Annotated in this window: 15 protein-coding genes and 1 pseudogene; 6 read left to right on the forward strand and 10 right to left on the reverse strand. The window is 71.1% G+C overall.

Annotation, left to right across the window (positions count from 1 at the left end; genetic code table 11):
- Positions 1–3 precede the first annotated feature (3 nt).
- A complete protein-coding gene (amaB, locus tag J2847_RS32495; protein WP_209782871.1) occupies positions 4–1515 on the forward strand; it encodes an L-piperidine-6-carboxylate dehydrogenase in 1512 nt (503 codons plus the stop codon).
- Between the two features lie 151 nt (positions 1516–1666).
- Here amaB and J2847_RS32500 read toward each other — a convergent pair whose 3' ends face one another.
- Together J2847_RS32500 and J2847_RS32505 are read right to left on the reverse strand one after the other, a co-directional pair.
- Positions 1667–2116 (reverse strand): NfeD family protein, encoded by a 450-nt coding sequence (locus J2847_RS32500; RefSeq protein WP_209782872.1) that lies wholly within the window; start codon positions 2114–2116, stop codon positions 1667–1669.
- A gap of 4 nt (positions 2117–2120) precedes the next feature.
- On the reverse strand, positions 2121–3080 hold the full coding sequence (locus J2847_RS32505; RefSeq protein ID WP_209782873.1) for an SPFH domain-containing protein: 960 nt from the start codon (positions 3078–3080) through the stop codon (positions 2121–2123).
- A 284-nt stretch (positions 3081–3364) separates the two neighbouring features.
- Here J2847_RS32505 and xdhA point away from each other — a divergent pair, with 284 nt between their 5' ends.
- The 3 genes from xdhA to xdhC are packed head-to-tail and all read left to right on the forward strand — an operon-like array spanning position 3365 to position 8062.
- Positions 3365–4852 (forward strand): xanthine dehydrogenase small subunit, encoded by a 1488-nt coding sequence (xdhA, locus tag J2847_RS32510; protein WP_209782874.1) that lies wholly within the window; start codon positions 3365–3367, stop codon positions 4850–4852.
- Complete coding sequence (xdhB, locus tag J2847_RS32515; RefSeq protein ID WP_209782875.1) at positions 4845–7214, forward strand: xanthine dehydrogenase molybdopterin binding subunit; 2370 nt, start codon at positions 4845–4847, stop codon at positions 7212–7214. Before xdhA ends, xdhB begins: the two co-directional genes overlap by 8 nt.
- Positions 7211–8062 (forward strand): xanthine dehydrogenase accessory protein XdhC, encoded by an 852-nt coding sequence (gene xdhC / locus J2847_RS32520; RefSeq protein ID WP_209782876.1) that lies wholly within the window; start codon positions 7211–7213, stop codon positions 8060–8062. Before xdhB ends, xdhC begins: the two co-directional genes overlap by 4 nt.
- Before the next feature lie 58 nt (positions 8063–8120).
- Here xdhC and J2847_RS32525 read toward each other — a convergent pair whose 3' ends face one another.
- On the reverse strand, positions 8121–8612 hold the full coding sequence (locus J2847_RS32525) for a hypothetical protein (RefSeq protein ID WP_209782877.1): 492 nt from the start codon (positions 8610–8612) through the stop codon (positions 8121–8123).
- Between the two features lie 114 nt (positions 8613–8726).
- Entirely contained in the window at positions 8727–9596 is an 870-nt protein-coding gene (gcvA, locus tag J2847_RS32530) for a transcriptional regulator GcvA (protein WP_209782878.1), read from the reverse strand.
- A gap of 137 nt (positions 9597–9733) precedes the next feature.
- Here gcvA and J2847_RS32535 point away from each other — a divergent pair, with 137 nt between their 5' ends.
- Both J2847_RS32535 and J2847_RS32540 read left to right on the forward strand, forming a co-directional pair.
- Positions 9734–10486, forward strand: coding sequence for a TSUP family transporter (locus tag J2847_RS32535; RefSeq protein ID WP_209782879.1), 753 nt, complete (start codon positions 9734–9736; stop codon positions 10484–10486).
- Positions 10487–11152: 666 nt separating this feature from the next.
- Complete coding sequence (locus J2847_RS32540) at positions 11153–12526, forward strand: replication initiation protein (protein ID WP_209782880.1); 1374 nt, start codon at positions 11153–11155, stop codon at positions 12524–12526.
- Between the two features lie 66 nt (positions 12527–12592).
- Here J2847_RS32540 and J2847_RS32545 read toward each other — a convergent pair whose 3' ends face one another.
- The 6 genes and pseudogenes from J2847_RS32545 to J2847_RS32570 form a co-directional block, all read right to left on the reverse strand.
- Positions 12593–13360 carry a hypothetical protein gene (locus J2847_RS32545; RefSeq protein ID WP_209782881.1) on the reverse strand — a complete coding sequence of 256 codons (768 nt, stop codon included), beginning with the start codon at positions 13358–13360 and terminating at the stop codon, positions 12593–12595.
- 132 nt (positions 13361–13492) lie between these two features.
- On the reverse strand, positions 13493–13918 hold the full coding sequence (locus J2847_RS32550) for a DUF350 domain-containing protein (protein WP_209782882.1): 426 nt from the start codon (positions 13916–13918) through the stop codon (positions 13493–13495).
- Positions 13919–13933: 15 nt separating this feature from the next.
- Positions 13934–15745: a DUF2491 family protein gene (locus J2847_RS32555; protein ID WP_209782883.1), complete on the reverse strand. Its 1812-nt coding sequence runs from the start codon at positions 15743–15745 to the stop codon at positions 13934–13936.
- 283 nt (positions 15746–16028) lie between these two features.
- On the reverse strand, positions 16029–18077 hold the full coding sequence (locus tag J2847_RS32560) for a methyl-accepting chemotaxis protein (protein WP_209782884.1): 2049 nt from the start codon (positions 18075–18077) through the stop codon (positions 16029–16031).
- Positions 18078–18392: 315 nt separating this feature from the next.
- Complete coding sequence (locus J2847_RS32565; RefSeq protein WP_325169533.1) at positions 18393–19205, reverse strand: SDR family NAD(P)-dependent oxidoreductase; 813 nt, start codon at positions 19203–19205, stop codon at positions 18393–18395.
- Positions 19206–19373: 168 nt separating this feature from the next.
- A pseudogene (locus J2847_RS32570) lies at positions 19374–19562 on the reverse strand (branched-chain amino acid ABC transporter permease); the annotation flags it as partial.

The following is a 19562-nucleotide window of genomic DNA, read 5'->3' on the forward strand; positions in this document are numbered from 1 at the left end:
CCGGTGCAGCACAGCGACATCCTTTCCCGTTTCGGCCTGAGCCAGACAAACGGTTCCTCCTCGACCGGCGCCGGGCTGACCGCGCGGTCTCCGGTGGACGGCTCCACGCTCGCCACCGTCGCCGAGACCAGCCCGTCCCAGGTGCCGGACATCGTCGCCAACGCCGCCCGCGCCTTCGAGGCGTGGCGCTCGGTGCCCGCCCCGCGCCGCGGCGAGCTGGTCCGCCTGCTCGGCGAGGAGCTGCGCGCCGCCAAGGAGGATCTCGGCCGTCTGGTGTCGCTGGAGGCCGGCAAGATCTACCAGGAGGGCCTCGGCGAGGTCCAGGAGATGATCGACATCTGCGACTTCGCGGTCGGCCTCTCCCGCCAGCTCTACGGCCTGACCATCGCCTCGGAGCGCCCCGGCCACGCCATGCGCGAGACCTGGCACCCGATGGGCCCCTGCCTCGTCATCTCGGCCTTCAACTTCCCGGTCGCGGTGTGGTCGTGGAACGCGGCGCTCGCGCTGGTCTGCGGCGATCCGGTGATCTGGAAGCCGTCGGAGAAGACCCCGCTGACCGCCGCCGCCTGCCAGGTGATCTTCGAGCGCGCCGCCGCCCGCTTCGGCGACGCCCCGGCCAACCTGTCCCAGCTCGTCCAGGGCGGCCGCGCCGTCGGCGAGGCGCTGGTGGCGCATCCCGGCCTGCCGCTGGTCTCGGCCACCGGCTCGACCCGCATGGGCCGCGAGGTCGCCAAGTCGGTCGCCGACCGCTTCGGCCGCACCATCCTGGAGCTGGGCGGCAACAACGCGATGATCGTGGCGCCCTCGGCCGACCTCGACATGGCGCTGCGGGCGATCCTGTTCTCGGCCGTCGGCACCTGCGGCCAGCGCTGCACGACGCTGCGCCGCCTGATCGTCCACAAGGAGGTGGCGCCCAAGCTGCTGCCGCGCCTGAAGTCGGCCTACGGTTCGGTTCCCATCGGCAACCCGCTGGAGAGCGGCGTCCTGATGGGCCCGCTGGTCGACGCCGACGCCTTCAAGGCGATGCAGTCGGCCCTTGAGAAGGCCAAGGCCGAGGGCGGCACCGTCACCGGCGGCGCCCGCACCCTGACCGACCGCTTCCCCGACGCCTTCTACGTCACCCCGGCCATCGTCGAGATGCCCGGCCAGACCGAGGTGGTGCGGCACGAGACCTTCGCGCCGATCCTCTACGTGCTGACCTACGAGACGCTCGACGAGGCCATCGCGTTGCAGAACGCGGTGCCGCAGGGCCTGTCCTCCTGCATCTTCTCGACCGACGTCCGCGAGACGGAGCGCTTCCTGTCGGCGGCGGGCTCGGACTGCGGCATCGCCAACGTCAACATCGGGCCGAGCGGGGCCGAGATCGGCGGCGCCTTCGGCGGCGAGAAGGACACCGGCGGCGGGCGCGAGTCCGGCTCCGACGCCTGGAAGGCCTACATGCGTCGCCAGACCGCGACCGTGAACTACTCCCAGGCGCTGCCGCTGGCCCAGGGCATCAAGTTCGATCTGGGCTGATCGCCCTTTTCGTCCGGATCCTTGGAACTCCCTCTCCCGCCCCGGGAGAGGGGGGCGCCGAAGGTGCCGGATGAGGGGTGACACAAGGATCCAGGCGCCTTGTGTCTTGGAGAACCCTTCACCCTTCCCCGGGGCGGGAGAGGGAGACGGGTCACCGCTCCTGCGACGCCTCGCCCCCCGCGTCGCGCAGCAGCAGGATCATGCCGCGATGGCCGGCGACGGTCATCGACGCGCCCGCCGGCCGGTCCGGCCCCTCGACCCGCCACAGCGTGTCGCCGATGAAGACGCGCCCCTGGCCGTTCACGATCGGATCGCCCAGCGTCACCACCCGGCCGACAAGCTGGCCGGCCCGGTCGTTGACGTCGTTGGGCTCCGCCGCCGCCGGCTTCCAGCGGGCGTAGGCGATGGCGGCGCCGATGGCGACCGCCGACAGGACGGTGAAGAGCGCCAGCTCGGTCATCGGCGGCCAGCCGCCCGACAGCCACGCCGCCAGCGCGGTGGCCAGCGCCGCCCCGCCGAACCAGATCAGGAAGATTCCGGGAACGACCAGTTCGAGGGCCGCCAGGGCGACCCCGATCGCGGTCCAGAGCAGCGGCGACATCGCCTCACGCCCCGCCACCGGGCGTGGACCACGGCCCCGGCTGCGGCTGCGGCACGGCCCTCGCACCGCCGGGCGATGCGGCTGGGCTGGCAGGAACGGCGTCGCGCAGGATCTCGCTCAGCCCGGCCAGCGCCCCGGCGACGCCCGCCATCTCGACCGGCAGCACCATGGTCTTCTGGTTGGGCGAGTCGGCGAAGGCCTTGAGCGCCTCCATGTATTTCTGGCCGAGAAAGTAGCCGAGCGCCTGGCTCGACCCGTTGGCCACCGCTTCGGACACCAGCCGCGTCGCCTTGGCCTCGGCCTCGGCCAGCCGCTCGCGCGCCTCGGCCTCCAGCTTGGCGGCCTCCAGCTTGCCCTGGGCGATGCGGATCTGGCTTTCCTTCTCCGCGTCGGCCTCGAGGATCTGGGCGCGCCGGTCGCGCTCGGCCTTGAGCTGGCGCCCCATGGCCTGGACGATGTCGGCCGGCGGCGTGATGTCGCGCAGCTCGATGCGGGTGATGCGCACGCCCCAGGAGGCCGTCGCCTCGTCCACCGCGCGCAACAGCGAGGCGTTGATCCGCTCGCGCTGGCTCAGCAGCTCGTCGAGATCCATCGAGCCCATCACCGTGCGGATGGTGGTCATCGCCAGCGTCTGGATCGCGCGCTGGAGGTCGCTGACCTCGTAGGTCGCCTTCGTCGGGTCGAGCACCTGGAAATAGAGCACGCCGTCGGCGACGACCGCCGCGTTGTCCTTGGTGATCACGCTCTGCTCGGGTACGTCCACCAACGTCTCGCGCATGTCGACGCGGGCCCGCACCGAGCTGATGATCGGCACGATGACGTTGAAGCCCGGGACCAGCGTCTCATGGTAGCGGCCGAGCCGCTCGACGATGAAATGGAAGCCCTGCGGCACGATCTTGACGCTGGTCAGGGCGAAGACGACGACGAACACCAGGGCGATGATGACGAGGGTGGCGAATTCCATGGGCGCATCATCCTTTGGGTGGAAAATGGGTTTCGCGCGATGCCGGGCCTTCCCAAGGCTTCGATCATAGGATGCGGCATCGCGCCGGTCGACGCCATCCGACGGATGGCCGCAAGGCCGCCGGTTTGCGGCGCCCGTCCGCCATCCCCATGTTCAGCAAAGGACCTTCGCGGATCGTTTGAAAGTCTTTTCACCGGCCCCGCTCTGGTGAGAGGCTTCACGCTGGTGAAATACTCGGCCGCCAGCCATCCGCATCCGTCCGCCACGAACCACCGGGATGATCCATGCGCGACAGCCTCCGCTTCTATCTTGGTGACGAGCTTCGGGAAATCCGCGACGTCGATCCGACGCTGACGGTCCTCGACTGGCTGCGCCTGTCCGAACGGCGCCTCGGCACCAAGGAGGGCTGCGCGGAGGGCGACTGCGGGGCCTGCACCGTGGTGGTCGGCCGGCTCACCGAAGACAGCCAAGGCGGCAAAAGCGTCCGTTACGAGGCGGTGAACGCCTGCATCCGCTTCCTGGCCACGCTCGACGGCTGCCAACTCCTGACCGTCGAGCATCTGAAAGGCCCGGACGGCGCCCTGCACCCGGTGCAGCGGGCGCTGGTCGAGCATCACGGCTCGCAATGCGGCTTCTGCACGCCGGGCTTCGTGATGTCGCTGTTCGCGCTCTACCTCAACGAGGACCGGCCCGACGAGCGGCGCATCGACGACGCGCTGGCCGGCAACCTGTGCCGCTGCACCGGCTACGCGCCGATCGTCCAGGCCGCCCGCGCCATGCACGACCTCGGCGACCGGACGGCCGACCGCTTCAACGACCGCGCCGCCACCGCCGCCCGGCTGAAGGCGCTGGCCGATGAAGAGATCCTCAGCGTCGGCAGCGGCGACCGCCGCTTCCTCGCCCCCGCCACCAGTGCGCAATTGGCCGAGCTGCTGCTCGGCCACCCCGACGCCACCATCGTCGCCGGCTCGACCGACGTCGGGCTGTGGGTGACCAAGTTCCAGCGCGTGCTGAGCATTGTCCTGTACACCGGCCGTGTCACCGAGCTGCGCCGCGTCGCCGACACCGGCGACGCGCTGGAGATCGGCGCCGGCGCCACCTACAGCGAGGCCGCCCCGGCCATCGCCGCCCTCTACCCGGACTTCGGCGAGCTGATCCGCCGCATCGGCGCCGAGCAGGTGCGCAACATGGGGACCATCGGCGGCAACATCGCCAACGGCTCGCCCATCGGCGACACGCCGCCGGCGCTGATCGCCGCCGGGGCCGCGCTGCGGCTGCGCCGGGGCGACGCGACGCGCACCCTTCCGCTGGAAGAGTTCTTCCTCGCCTACGGCAAGCAGGACCGGCGGCCGGACGAGTTCGTCGAGGCGGTCATCCTGCCCAAACCGGCGCCGGGCGCGCGCTTCCGTGCCTACAAGATCGCCAAACGCTTCGACCAGGACATTTCGGCGGTCTGCGGCGCCTTTCGGCTGAGCTTGGACGAGTCCGGCAACGTCGCCGGCATCCGCATCGCCTTCGGCGGCATGGCGGGCGTGCCCAAGCGCGCCGCCGGGGCCGAGGCGGCGCTGATCGGCCAGCCCTGGAGCGAGGCCAGCGTGCACGCCGCCATGGCCGCGCTGAAGGCCGATTTCACGCCGCTGAGCGACTGGCGGGCCAGCGCCGGCTACCGCGCCGAGGTGGCCGCGAATTTGCTACTGCGGTTCCATGTCGAGACCACCGACCCGGCGACGGAAACCCGCCTGGTCGGCGACCGGAGGCTGGCCCATGCCTGACGCCGCAACCACCCTGCCCCCCGCCACGCCCGAGCGCATCGCCGGCGCCGTCCACGAGTCCCGCCGCCACGACAGCGCCCACAAGCATGTCAGCGGCGAGGCGGTCTATGTCGACGACATCCCCGAACCGGCCGGGCTGCTGCACGTCTATCTCGGCCTCAGCGCCCGTGCCCACGCGCGCGTCGTCTCGGTCGATCTTGCCAAGGTCCGCGCCGCCCCCGGCGTCGTCGCCGTGTTCACCGCCGCCGACATCCCCGGCGAGAACGACGTCAGCGCCATCGGCCTGCACGACGAGCCGCTCTTCGCCACCGATCTGGTCCAGCATGTCGGCCAGCCGCTGTTCGCCGTCGCCGCCGGGACCCGCGACCAGGCACGGCGCGCCGCCAGGCTGGCGGAGGTCGTCTACGAGGATCTGCCGGCCGTCCTGACCATCGCCGCCGCCCGCGACGGCGACCGCACCCTGGTCGTCCCGCCGATGACGCTGCGCATCGGCGACGCCGCCACCGCCCTGGCCCAGGCGCCCAACCGGCTCGCCGGTCGGCTGCGGATCGGCGGGCAGGAGCATTTCTACCTGGAAGGCCAGATCGCCCTGGCGGTGCCGGGCGAGGACGAGGAGGTCACAATCCACGTCTCCACCCAGCACCCCAGCGAGGTCCAGCACATCGTCGCCCACGCGCTCGCCGTGCCGGACGGGGCGGTGACGGTGGAGGTGCGGCGCATGGGCGGCGGCTTCGGCGGCAAGGAGACGCAGGCCAACCTGTTCGCCGCCTGCGCCGCCCTGGTGGCGAAGAAGACCGGCCGCGCCGCCAAGCTGCGCCCCGACCGCGACGACGATTTCCAGATCACCGGCAAGCGCCATGATTTCGAGGTCGACTACGAGGTCGGTTTCGACGCCGAGGGGCGGATCCGGGGCGTGGACATGCTGTTCGCCGCCCGCGCCGGCTTCGCCGCCGACCTGTCCGGCCCGGTGACCGACCGCGCGCTGTTCCACGCCGACAACGGATACCATTACGCCGACGCCCGGCTGGAATCGCTGCCGCTGAAGACCAACACGGTGTCCAACACCGCTTTCCGCGGCTTCGGCGGCCCGCAGGGCATGGTGGCGGCGGAACGGGTGATCGAGGAGATCGCCTTCGCGCTCGGCATGGACCCGCTCGACATCCGCAAGCGCAACTTCTACGGCACCACCGACCGCAACGTCACCCCCTACCACCAGACCGTCGAGGACAACATCCTCCCGGATCTGGTGGCGAAACTGGAGGCCGACTGCGCCTACCGCGAGCGCCGTGCCGTCCTCCGCGCCCACAATTCCGCCAGCCGCATCCTGCGCAAGGGGCTGGCGCTGACCCCGGTGAAGTTCGGCATCTCCTTCACCGCCACCCAGTTCAACCAGGCCGGCGCGCTGGTCCATGTCTACACGGACGGCAGCATCCAGGTGAACCACGGCGGCACCGAGATGGGCCAGGGCCTGTACACCAAGGTCGCCCAGGTGGTGGCGGAGGAGTTCCAGGTCGACATCGGCTGCGTCCGCCCGACCGCGACCAGCACCGGCAAGGTGCCAAACACCTCGGCGACGGCGGCCTCCTCGGGCAGCGACCTGAACGGCAAGGCCGCGCAGAACGCCGCCCGCGCCATCAAGGAGCGGCTGGTCGCCTTCGCCGCCGGGCAGTGGGGCGTGGCGCCGGAGGCCGTGATCTTCCACCGCAACCGGGTCCGCGTCGGCGGACAAGAGATGGAGTTCGCCGCGCTGGTCCGCGCCGCCTACATGGCGCGGGTGCAGCTCTCGGCGACCGGCTTCTACAAGACGCCCAAGATCCATTGGGACCGCAAGGCCGGGCGCGGCACGCCCTTCTACTACTTCGCCTACGGCGCCGCCTGCGCCGAGGTCACGGTGGACACGCTGACCGGCGAGTATGTGGTGGACCGGGTCGACATCCTGCACGATTGCGGGCGCTCGCTGAACCCGGCGATCGACAAGGGGCAGATCGAGGGTGGCTTCGTCCAGGGCATGGGCTGGCTGACCACGGAGGAGCTGTGGTGGGACGACGCCGGCCGCCTGCGCACCCACGCCCCCAGCACCTACAAGATCCCGGCCTGCGGCGACCGCCCGCGCGTCTTCAACGTCGCCCTGCTGGAGGACGCCCCCAACCGCGAGGACACCATCTTCCGCTCCAAGGCGGTGGGCGAACCGCCCTTCATGCTCGGCATCTCGGTGCTGCACGCGCTGTCCGACGCGGTGGCCAGCGTCGCCGGTCACCGCTTCTGCCCACGGCTCGACGCGCCGGCCACGCCGGAACGGGTGCTGGCGGCGATCGGCGCCCTGCGCGAGCGCGCGGCGGCGGCCGGCACGGCGACCGGATGACCGCGCTCTCTTCCCTGCTGGCCGGCTGGCTGGAGCGGGGGGACGGCGCCGTGCTGCTCACCGTCGCCGAGGCGCGCGGCTCCACCCCGCGCGAGGCCGGCGCCCGCATGCTGGTCGGGCCGCAGGCCACCGCCGGCACCGTCGGCGGCGGCCGGCTGGAATGGATCGCGGTCGACGCGGCGCGGCGGATGCTGGCGGGGGGTGAGCGCGAGACGACGCTGGATCTGCCGCTCGGGCCGGCGACCGGGCAATGCTGCGGCGGCCATGTCGTGCTGAGGCTGGAGCGCGCCAACGCCGGCACGGTCGCGACGCTGGCCGAGGAGGAGCGCCGGGAGGCCGAGGCCCGCCCGCCCCTGCTGCTGTTCGGCGCCGGCCATGTCGGCAGGGCGATGGCGGCGGCCTTCGCGCCGCTGCCCCTGCGGCTGCTGTGGATCGACGGCCGCGTCCACGAGTTTCCGGAGGTGATTCCGCCGGGCGTGGAGCGGATCGTCAGCGACCGCCCGCTCGACCATGTGGCGGAGGCGCCCGCCGGCTTCGGTTGCCTGGTGCTGACCCACAGCCACGCGCTGGATTTCGACATCACGGAAGCGGCGCTGCGCCGGGGCGACGCCGCCTATGTCGGTCTGATCGGCTCCGCCACCAAGCGCGCCCGCTTCGAACGCTGGTTCCGGGCGCGCGGGCGCGGCACCGACGCGCTCTCCCGCCTGACCTGCCCGATCGGCGCCGCCCTCGCCGGCTCCTCCCCGCCGGGCGACAAGCGCCCGGAGGTCATCGCCGCCCTGGCGGCGGCGGAACTGCTGCTGGCCTTCGGAGCGTTCGGCGAGAGAGCCGCCTTGCCGTTGGCCTGAACCACGTAGCTGGGCAGGAAGCACGTTGAAAGGAACGAGCCGGCGGGCCTGATCCCCCTCAGTTCTTCACACGGAACCCGCCGCGGCCGTCGCTTTCCATCCGGCCGGTGTCCCCCCCGTGCTTGTCCTTCAGACGGAACCCGCCACGGCCATCGCTTTCCATCCGGCCGGTGTCCCCCCCGTGCTCGTCCTTCAGACGGAACCCGCCACGGCCGTCGCTTTCCATCCGGCCGGTGTCCCCCCCATGCTCGTCCTTCAGACGGAACCCGCCACGGCCGTCGCTTTCCATCCGGCCGGTGTCCCCCCCGTGCTCGTTCTTCAGACGGAACCCGCCACGGCCGTCGCTTTCCACGCGGCCGGTGTCCCCCCCGTGCTCGTTCTTCAGACGGAACCCGCCGCGGCCGTCGCTTTCCACACGGCCGGGCCCGACACCGGGAGGGCCCTTCGATTCGCGGCCTTCCGCGAGAAGCGGTGCCGAGCTTAAAACAAGAACGAGCATCATTGCGGATATCAGGCGCATATTCTTCTCTCCACTCAACCTGTCGACCATCCGACAATCGAGTGAACACGCCATGCCTTCTCTTTCATCCCGTATTTCGCTCTAAAATTTTTCCCACGCGATGCTCCGGTTCCAACGCCGGGCACGGGCGTTCCTTCTTTCCGTTCACGCGGCGCACAGCGCGAACAGCCAGTCGCGGAAGGCGGTGAAGCCGGGAGCGTCGCGGCGGGAGGCGCGATAGACCAGATACCAGGACTGCCTCATCGGCACCGCCAGCGCGAAGGGGGCCGCCAGCCGGCCGGCGGCGAGGTCGTCAGCGATGTAGGGCTGGGGCGCCAGCGCCACCCCCACCCCGTCGATCGCCGCCTGCAACGTCATGGCGTAGCTGCCGAAGGACAGCCCGTTCGACTCCGGCATCCCGGCCCCGGCGGCGGCCAGCCAGTGCGGCCAGTCCTCCGCCCAATGGGAGACGTGGAGCAGGGTCGCCCGCCGCAGATCCGCCGGGCTGCGCAGGCTGCGGGCCAGGACCGGGGCACAGACCGGTTGCAGGCTCGACGTGAACAGAAGTTCGGTTTCGAAGCCCGGCCAGCGGCCGTCACCGATCAGGACGGCGCAGGTCCAATCCTCGCCGATCGGGTTGCCGGCGCCGCCGGTGGCGATGCGGACCTCGATTTCGGGATGCGCCATATGGAAGCCGGACAGGCGCGGGATCAGCCAACGCACCGCGAAGGTCGCCCCCAGCCCGACCGTCAGCACCGGCCCGGACCGCATCGCCGACACCGTATCGACCCGTCGGGCGATGCTGTCGAAGGCCTCGGTCAGGGTGGGGTGCAGCGCCCGCCCGCGTTCGGTCAGCGTCAGCGCGTTGGCCCGCCGCTCGAACAGCGCAAAGCCCAACCGCCCCTCCAGCAGCTTCACCATCCGGCTGATCGCGGCCTGCGAGACGTGCAGTTCCGTCGCCGCCCCCGTGAAGCTGCCATGGCGGGCCGCCGCCTCGAAGGCGCGCAGTCCGTTCAGCGAAGGCAGGCGCCGCATCACCGCTATCCTTACTTGACCCCAATTTTTCCTGAGACTCAGCATCGGACAATGCTGTTTGCGGCGCAAGCCGCCGTCGTGCGATTTTCCCCCTCGATGTAAGGATTCCTCCGAGTCGCACAAACCGAAGGCCGTTCATGCTGACGCTTCCGCTGATGGTGGGGCTTGGCCTCACCGTGCTCATGACCTCGTTTTTGTCGGGCCTGTTCGGCATGGCCGGCGGCATGGTGCTGATGGGGCTGCTCCTGCTGCTGCTGCCGGTTCCCTCCGCGATGCTGCTGCACGGGATCACGCAGTTCACCTCCAACGGCTGGCGGGCGTGGCTGTGGCGGCGGCATGTCGACTGGGGCATCATCGGGCGATTCGCGGCGGGGGCCGCCGTCGCCGGGGCGGGTTTCTCGCTGCTCGGGGCGGTGCCCGACCGCGCGACGTCGCTGCTGATCCTGGGGCTGACGCCCTTCATGGCGCTCGCCGTGCCGCGGCGCTGGGCGTTGGACGCCACCAAGCCCCCGCACGCCCTGCTGGCCGGCTTCCTGTGCATGGGCATCCAGCTCCTCGCCGGCATCTCCGGCCCGCTGCTCGACGTGTTCTTCGTGCGGTCGGGCATGACGCGGCAGGGCGTGGTCGCCACCAAGGCCATGACCCAGGTTTTCGGGCACGCGGTGAAGGTGGCCTACTTCGCGCCGATGGTCGCCGGCTCCTCGGGCGAGACGGTCGAGGCGGCCGTCATCCTGCTGTCGGTCGGCATGGCTCTGCTCGGCACCAACCTGTCGCGCCGGGTTCTCGACCGCATGAGCGACGCCCAATTCCGCCGCTGGACCCGCTATCTGGTGATGGGGACCGCCAGCGTCTACCTGAGCCAGGGCCTGTTCCTGCTGGCCTCCCATTGAGGCTGCCGCCGGATCCTTACCGCTTGGGGGCGCCGGATCCGGCCCGCCCCCGCGACATGGCCGCCCCCAAGCCGTAAGGATGGGAGAGCGGCCATCCTTACATCCGGGGGGTGTTGAAAGCCTTGGAAAGCTTTTGACGGGACCAATGGCGACTCGGTAAATCCCGTTGATCGGCATCCTTACCGCCTGGGGGCGGATCCGGCCCCTCCTTTGCCGGATGGCCGCCCCCAAGCCGTAAGGATGGCTTCTCCCAACACCCGCCAAGCCTTGCTTTTGGGTTTGCCGCCCCCGAGCGGTAAGGATGAACCTGTCCGATTCGCCGCCGAATCGTGGCGAGGGCGGGTGGAGTGGGCCGGTGCGGACGCTGGCACGGGGTCATGTAAGGACCTTCGGGTGGGGCGTGGCGACTCTGTTCCCTTTCTAAGAGGATTCGTCTGTCCGAAAGCCCAAGGGAATCCGCGAGTCGGGTCGAATCTTCCTTACGCGCCGGGGGAAGCACCCTTACCGGGCGGGGGCGGATCCCCCACGCCCCGGGGCGTAAGGGTAACGCCCCCACCCGGTAAGGATGAAAATGCATCCACAGGGAAATCGATGGCGAACCCTTTCCTTACTTGTTTTCGATGTAAGGATTGATCTAGCTTCCGTCGGTTGCGGCGGAGGAACGGCATGGCGGGGACGGGGCGCAGAAAGACGCGCGGGGCTGCGGACGGCGATGCCGTGCCGGCGGGCGGCCTTGTCGTGCTCGGCCCCCAGGATCTGGCCGGCGGGGCCATCATCGACGGCACCGCCGACGGCGTGGCCGCCGGAGCCACGGGCATCGTCTCGCCCAGCCTGCCGGCGGTCGCGGCGGAGGACAGCGCCCCCAGCGCCGGGCTGACCGCCCGCGTGGCCAGCGCCACCTTCGAGCGCGACGGCTACAAGCACCTGATCAAGGCGGCGGAGGCGGTCTACAGCTACCCGGCCAACGGCACCCGGCTGTCGTTGCCGGCGCAGAAGATGCTGAACTTCATGATCCATCTGGCGGGCAGCCAGAATTTCGCCAACAAGCTCTACCGCCTGCCCAAGCGCGTGGTGCGCGGCAACCACAAGGGCAACGAGCGCATCTTCGACGCGCTGAAGGAAATCTTCGACTCCAGCCTCGTCGTCATCGGCCCCTTCCGAGGCCGGCGGTCGCGCGCCGAGCTGCGCATCCTCAGCAGCTACGTCCGTCCCGAGGAGGAGGAGGACAGCGACGCCGCCGACATCCATTTCCAGTTCACCGACGCCTTCCTGGAAATCCAGCGCTCCTCCCAGCTGTGGGCCAAGCTGTCGGGGCCGGCGATGGTCAAGGTGACCAGCACCTACGCGCTGAAGCTCTACGAGATCGGCATGCAGCGCTACCAGATGGACTTCCCGTCGCTGGAGCTGGACATCGACACGCTGCGCAAGCTGCTGAACGTGCCGGAGGGCGCCTACAAGGATTTCGGCATCCTGCGCACCCGCACCATCGACCGCGCCATCGCCGAGGTGAACCAACTCGCCCCCTTCCGCGTGACGATGCCGGAGGACCGGATGAAGCGGAAGGGCCGCAAGATCGAGGCGGTGACCCTCGACTTCCTCGCCAAGGACGAGGAGGAGGCCGCCGAGACCTATCTGGAGCGCGAGCGCCACAGCGCCGGCCGCCGTGCCCGGCGCATCGGTTCCGTCGACAGCGTGGCGGAGGGGGAGGCGGCCGGCCCGGTGGAGGCCGGTCTGGCCGATCTCGGCCCCCTGCCCGACGCCGACGACGTGACGGCCCTGTGGGCGGCCCTGCTGCACGCGCTGAAGGACAAGGTGCCGACCCCGCTGCTCGGTGGCATGGAGCCGGAGCGGGTCGAGGAGGCGCCGCAGGGCGGGCGCCGGCTGATCCTGAAGGCGAAGACCGCCGCCATGGCCGACACGGCGCGGATGAACCATTGGCCGAGCTTCAAGTCGGCCCTGTCCTCGCTGACCGGCGGGATGATCGAGGACGTCGCCTTCGAGGTGCCGGCGAAGCGCGCGAAGGCCGCCCCCAAGGAGTAAGGATTAACGGCGGCAAGGGCACCGCGGGCGGGGAAGGCGGCCCCTCCCCCGCCCGCGGCGTTCGTATCAGCCCTTGGCCTTCAGCGCGGCCAGACGGTCGGACAGGCTGGTGGCGGCCGGCTTGCCGGCGGCGGCGGCCATCGCGGCGGCGATGTTGGGGTCGTCCTTCTCCGGCACCGTCGGGGACAGCAGCTTGGCCTTGGCCTTGGCCGCCTCGGCGGAGGCCAGATCCTTGGCGGCCGTGTCCTGCATCGCCTTCAGGGCCACGGTCAGCCCGCTGGTGGCGCCCGCCAGACCGGCGGCGCGGCGGGCGGCGTCCGCCTGACGCTCGGCCATGTCGCGCTGCTGCTCGGCGCGGCCCATGTCGCGCTGGGCGCGGGTGAGTTCGGAACGGGCCGACTTCAGCTTGGCCCCGGCGTCGGCGTAGCTTTTCTCCAGCATCTCCAGGAACTGCTTGGCCTCCACCGCGTCGCGTTCCTCGCGCTCGATGTCGGGGGTCATCTCCTCCAGCATGGCGACGATGGTCTCCAGGCTCTTTTCCAGCGCGGCCCGGCGCGAAAGGTCGGACTCGGTGTTGAGCTGGTTCTGGAGATGCTCGGCCGCCGCCATGCGCTGGCCCGACAGCTTCCTGATCTCGTCGGCCTCGCGCTGCTCGCGGTCGTAGATGGCGCGCGCCTCGGCCACCTGGCGCCCGAGGCCGTCGAGATGCTGCTCCATCGTCCGCAGCTCCGCCTCGGTGGCGGACTTGGGATCCCAGCGCACCAGCGTTTCCATGGCGCCCTGCACGGCCTGATCGGTCTTCACGCCCAGAAGGTTGCGGATGAACGAGATCATGGGTCTGTTTCCTGTCGAACGGGTTGTTTGGAAGCGACGCGGCGCCTCAGCGCACAGATGGTGTGGGGGCCGGGCGCTCTGCAAGAGGCGGCGGCCCCCATATCCTTACCTCCCGGGGGAGGGGTTCCGCCCTCACCCCGCCATGGCGGCGGCGTTGATGACGGCGACGCCGATCTGGATGCCGACCAGCGCCGTCGCCGAGGCGATGTTGCCGGCCTCGATCTGGCCGCGCAGGTCGCGGATCAGCAGGGTCGCCGCCGCGAAGGCGACGAGCTGGAGGATCAGCGCGACCAGCCCCCACAGCGCGATGTCGAGGATGACGGTGCTGGTCGCCAGCGTCGCCGCCAGCGGGATGGCCAGCGCGACGATGGAGCCGGCCAGCGTCAGCCCGCCCGCCGCGTTGCCGTCGGCGACCAGCCGCCGTTCGTCGTAGGGCGTGATGCGGGTGTAGACCGCGACGCCCACGACCAGCAGCGCCAGCGTGACGGCGAGCTGCCCGAGCAGAACCGGCAGGCCGGTGCCCAGCGCTGTGAGGATGGAACCGAAGGTGCTTTCCATGGGGCCGGCACTCGCTCAGGACAGGGACAGGGAGGCGGGGTTGACGTCGATCCCCGCCGCGATCTCGACGGAGGCCCGGCCGTTCCGCTCGACGGCGGCGACCAGGAGGTACTCGCGCTCCGGTGCGGGAGCGGCGGCGCCGGTCGGGCGGCCGTAGAGCATGGCGTTGCTCACCACCGTTTCGGTGCCGCGCAGGGTTTCCAGCGATTCCGACAGCAGGAAGGGCTCGATCCGGCTGCCGCCCGGCGACCAGACGCGGGTGTAGAGCTGGCCGTCCTTGGTCTGAAACTCCGGCCAGCCGATCATCCCCTCGCGCCCGTCCAGCCAGAAGCCCCATTCGCCGGGGTCGGCCGGGGTGACGCTGTCGATCGGGGTGAAGTAGCGGCATTCGTCCGGCTGCCCGTCGGGGCCGAGATGGATCTGGAAGAAGCCGCCGTCGGGCATATGCAGCCGGTGGACCGTGGCGTTGCCCGAGGTCACCGTGCCGACGCCGTCGATCGACACCAGTCGGTCGCCGCCGGTGTCGGGCGCCTTGACCTTGGTGGCGCCCTCCGCCAGCAGGAAGGGGGCGGGGTCGATGGTGACCGCCATGCCGAGCCGGAACAGCGACGGGCTGTAGCGCTGGCCGGACAGCTTCTGGTTCACGTAGTTGCCGAGCGTTCCGAACAGGGGCACGTCGGATCCTCCCTTGGCCTTGGGTTTCGGGGCGGCCGTCTGGGCGGCGCCGGGTTTGGCCGGCTGGTCCCTCCGGCGGCGCGCGCGCCACAGCAGGAACAGCGCGGCGGCGCCCAGCAGCAGGATGCTCCACAGGGCGAGGCTGGACAGGCCGGATCCGGCCGGCTTTCCGCCCTCCGCATCCGGCGCGGCCCGGTCGGCCGAGTCGGCGCGGGCGAGATCCGCCGGCACGTCGGGCGGCAGCCGACCAGCCTCGCGCGGGGTGCCGGCCTGGCTCTGCACCGTCCGGTCCAGCTCGTCCAGCTTGGCGCGAAGCCCGGCGTTGTCCTGGGCCTGGCGGTCGGCCTCGGCCCGCCATTGGCGGTAGCCGGGGTCGTCGGCGTTGTCATGGAAGAAGGCGGCGTGGCCGGGCCGGGTCAGCGTGTCGAGCATGAACCAGAGGAACAGCCCGTCCCAGATGCCGAAGCGCCGGGGCGCGCTCATCGCGTAGGGCGGCGGCGCCCAGCCGTAGCGGCCATAGGCGTTCGGGATGGAGGGCGCCGGTGCCGGCCGGGTGGAGGGCGTGCGGCCGGATCCACCGCCCCATCCGCCGCCTGTTCCCCAGTTCCAGGAGCTTCCGCCGCCGCTCTGGCTGGCGCTGGACGAGGGGCGCGACGGCGCCGGGGCGGGCGCCGCCGGTGTGGCGGGGGCGCGGGCGGCGTCCTGCTGGGCGCGGTAGCGGTTCAACGCGTCGGCCGAGCCCTGCTGGCTCATCGCGCGGTCGCCCGCCGACTGGGGCGGTGCCGCGACCGACGGGGCGGAATTGCTGCTGCCGGGCCGTGTGTAGCCGCCGCTCGACCCGCCCCACCAGGAGCCGCCGGTGGACGGGCTGGTTGAAGGGCTGGTCGATGGGGTGCGCGTGGTGGACGGCCGGGAATAGCCGCCGCTGCCGCCGCTCCGGCTGCTGCTGCCGACCGACGGGGTGCGGCTGGCGGATGGCCGGGAATACCCCCCCGACGACCGGGAGGTGGAGGCCCGCGCCGACGCCTCGTCGGGGGCCAGGACGACGGCCGCCGCCGACAGGGCGATGGTCGACAGCGGCGGGACCGGCGTTCCGGCCGGGTGAAGAGCCAGCAACGCCGCCAGGGCGGCAGCGCGGAGACGGCGCGCCATGGTCACGTCCGCCCTCCTCTGGGGAGGGCCGGGGTGGGGGCGGGGCCGTGCGAAGGCCGGTGCCCGCGGTGCGAAGGAAGGAGAATGCCGCCCGAAGAGCGGGCCATGACACACGGAACCGCGTGATGCTTCATTCGTCCCCTTCCCCGGCATCCGTCCGTGGCGGGAACCCGCCGGGATGCTTCCGGCGGGGAGGCTATGCGCGCAAGCGAAACATCTCAAGGACTTCGAAGAGAGGCTCCTGCGCGTTGCGCCCTCATCCTCAAGCGCTGCACCCTCATTTTTAAGCGCTTCGCACGGTGGCGATGAAGGCGCCGACCTCGCGGCGCAGCCGTTCGGCCTCGACCGCCAGGGATTCCGAGGTGGCCCGCACGGCACCGGCCGCCGATCCCGTCTCCTGCACCGCGTTGCTGACGCCGACGATGTTGCTCGACACCTCGTCGGTGCCCTGCGCCGCCTGGGTGACGCTGTTGGCGATGTCGCGGGTCGCGGCCCCCTGCTCCTCCACGGCCGACGCGATGGCGGTCGCGATCTCGCTCATCCGCGCGATGGTCTGGCCGATGCTGGCGATGGCGCTGCGGGCGCCGCCGGTCGCCCCCTGGATCTCCTGCACCTTCGCCTGGATGTCGTCGGTCGCCCGCGCCGTCTGGGTCGCCAGCGCCTTGACCTCCGACGCGACCACCGCGAAGCCCTTGCCGGCCTCGCCCGCCCGCGCCGCCTCGATGGTGGCGTTCAGCGCCAGCAGGTTGGTCTGGGCGGCGATGCCGCTGATCAGCTCCACCACCTGCCCGATCTGGTCGGCGGCCTCGACCAGCTTGCGGATGGTCTCGTTGGCGCTCTCGGCGTCGCTGACCGCCTGCCCGGCGATGCGGGTCGAGTTCTCGACCTGGAAACCGATCTCCTGGATCGAGGCCGACAGTTCCTCCGTGGCCGAGGCGACGGTCTGCACGTTGACCGACGCCTCCTCCGACGCGGCGGCGACCAGGGTGGAGCGCTCGCTCGCCTGGGTGGCGGTGGCGGAGAGCGCGGTGGCGGCGCCGCGCATGCCGTCCGCCGCCGAGGCCACCGTGTCGACGATCCCCTTCACCGTGCCCTCGAAATTGTCGGCCAGCCGCAGCATGGCCTGCTTGCGCTCGGCCTCGGCACGGCGCTTGGTCTCCGCCTGCTCGGCCTCCAGCCGCTTCATCTCCTGGGCGTTGGTCTTGAAGACCTGGAGCGCGCGGGCGAGCGCGCCGATCTCGTCGCGGCGGTCGTCGTCGGTCACGTCGACCGCGAGGTCGCCCTGCGCCAGCCGGCCCATGGCGCGGGTGATGCCGCCCAGCGGGCGGGTGATGGCGCGCGAGATCAGCCAGGCGAGCAGCAGGCCGAGCGCCACCGCGACGCCCGACACCAGGGCGCCCAGCGACTGCGCCGAGGCAACGGCGGCGTCGGCCTTGGCCTGGAGCGCCGCCTGCGCCGCGGTGGCGTTGTGGCGGATCTGGCCGATCTTCTCGTTGGTGGCCTTGCCGATCCGCTCCAGCGCCTCCTGGTTGACGGTGCGGAGCTGGTCGCTGAGCGCGGCGATGCGGTCGACCCCGGCGCTGTAGGCGGGCAGCTTGCCGGCGGCCCCGGCCAGCGTCGTCTTCGACGCGCCGTCCGGCAGCCCGCCCAGCGCTTTGTCGGCCTCGCCGCGCAGATCGGCCAGATCCTTGCGGATGCGCGCCAGATCCTCCGGCTTGGTTTCGGCCACGAAGCGGGCGACCAGCACGCGCACGAGCAGGAACTGTTCGCTCAGCTCGGCGGCGGCCACCGTGCGGTCGAGGTTGCCGCCGTCCCGTTCCGTCTTCACCGTCTCGCTCAGCAGGCGGCGGATGTCGGCGCCCTGCGCGTTGACCACCGAGGCGATCAGCGATTCCCGCTCGGTGCGCAGCGCCACCAGCCGTTCGAAGCCCTGGGAGAAGCGGGTTTCCAGCTCCACCAGCTCGGAGGCGAGCCGCTGGCTTTCGGAGTCGGCGATGCGGCTGCCGGCCTCGCGCATCAGGCCGCGGAATTGCGTCACCGTCGCGCGGAAGCGGTCGGCGGCGGCCGGGGCGCCGGTCGCCATGAACTCCTGCGCCGCCGTGAAGGCGTCGGACATGTCGGTGTCGGCCTCCGCCACCAGGGTGGCGACGCCGGATTGCGTCGAATACTGGGCCATCGCGTCGCCGCTGGCCCGCAACCCCACCCAGGACACCCCGCCGAGCCCGACCAGCAGGCAGAGCGTGACGCCGAAGCCCGTGTAGACCTTGGTCGCCGTCCGCAGGTTGGCGAAGGCGCTGGCGCCGGCCGTCCGGCTCTTGGTGGGGGTGGTCATGGCTGGCCTCTGGGTCCCATTGGTTTGCTGGTGGTCCGTGCTTCTAGGACCGCCGTCGGGAGACCAGTTGTTCAAAAAGAATGCCATCCGGCAATCGCCGGAAACGTTGTTTTTTGCTTTATGGAATGGAGGGAAACGCGCGATGGCTAAAGCTTGTGTTCTCGCAGTTTGCCAGATTGTGACCGATCAATTCGCATTCTGCGATGAGGCGCGCGAAACGCGACGGGCCGAGGCGATCCCGAGTCCCCGCTGGACTTGGCTGCCTTGCCCGTCGCCATAGGTCGTCTGGCCGAGCCGATGCCGATGTCTGTCCGGTCAGCCGAAGAACTGTCCGCCGTTCACCTCGATCACTTGCCCGGTGATGTAACCGGCGAGCCGGTTCGAGGCGAGGAACAGATAGGCGCCGACGCAGTCCTCGGCGTCGCCCAGCCGCTTCAACGGGATGCGGGCCGCCGTCTGGGCGAGTTTTTCCGGGGTGGAGTAGCGTTCATGGAAGTCGGTGGCGACGGTGCCCGGCGACACCGCGTTGACGCGGATGCCGGATGGGGCCAGCTCGGTCGCCAGCGAGCGAGCGAGGCTGGCCTGGAACGCCTTCGCGGCGCTGTAGAGCGACGAGCCGGGGCTGCCGCCGGTGCGGCCGGAGATCGAGCCGGTGTTGACGATGGCGCCGCGCGAGGCGACCAGGGCCGGCAGGGCCGTGCGGCTGGCGATGACGGCGGAGGCGGCGTTCAGGTCGAACTGGCGTTGCAGGAAGTCGTCGTCGATGTCGGCGAGGGCGACCCGGCCCAGCATGGTCCCGGCGTTGTTGATCAGCACATCGAGGCCGCCCAAGGCGCCGATGCCGCGCTCGACCACGGCGCGCACCTGGGCGCGGTCGGCGAAGTCCCCGGCCAGCGGCACGGTGCCCCGCCCCATGCGGTCGGCCTGGGCGGTGACGGCGGCCTCGTCGCGGCCGTGGATCGCCACCTGCGCGCCCAGGTCGGCGAAGGCCGCCGCCACGGCGGCGCCGATGCCCCGGCTGCTGCCGGTGACCAGCACCCGCTTGCCGTGGAACTCCCGGCCGAGCAGGTCGGCGGGCCAAGCCGGGGCGGCGGCGGGGTGGACGGGCTCGGTCACGGGGTGGGTCACGGCGGCGGCTCCCTGCGGTTCGAATCCGAAGATCCGATTGTTTGCTTGTGTTCGTTTCCGATCATAGAGGCCGGCCGGGCGGAGCGTCAACGCGAGGGGCGGGTCCGGCCGTGGCGGCGCAAGCGAGTCCCCTTGCCGCGTTTCCTCCGTTTCGTCGTCGGGAATCCGTTACCTGGCGCGGTTTTCCAGCCAGTGCCGGATCTCGCCGACGATGCCCTTGCGGAAGAGCAGGACGCAGACGACGAAGATGGCGCCGATGACAACCGGGACCGGGAGGCTGGTGGCGGCCAGATAGCTCTCCAGCGTGACGACCAGCGCGGCGCCGACCACCGGGCCGAACAGCGTGCCCATGCCGCC

The organism is Azospirillum agricola (genome assembly GCF_017876095.1).
Classification (GTDB): Bacteria; Pseudomonadota; Alphaproteobacteria; order Azospirillales; family Azospirillaceae; genus Azospirillum; species Azospirillum agricola.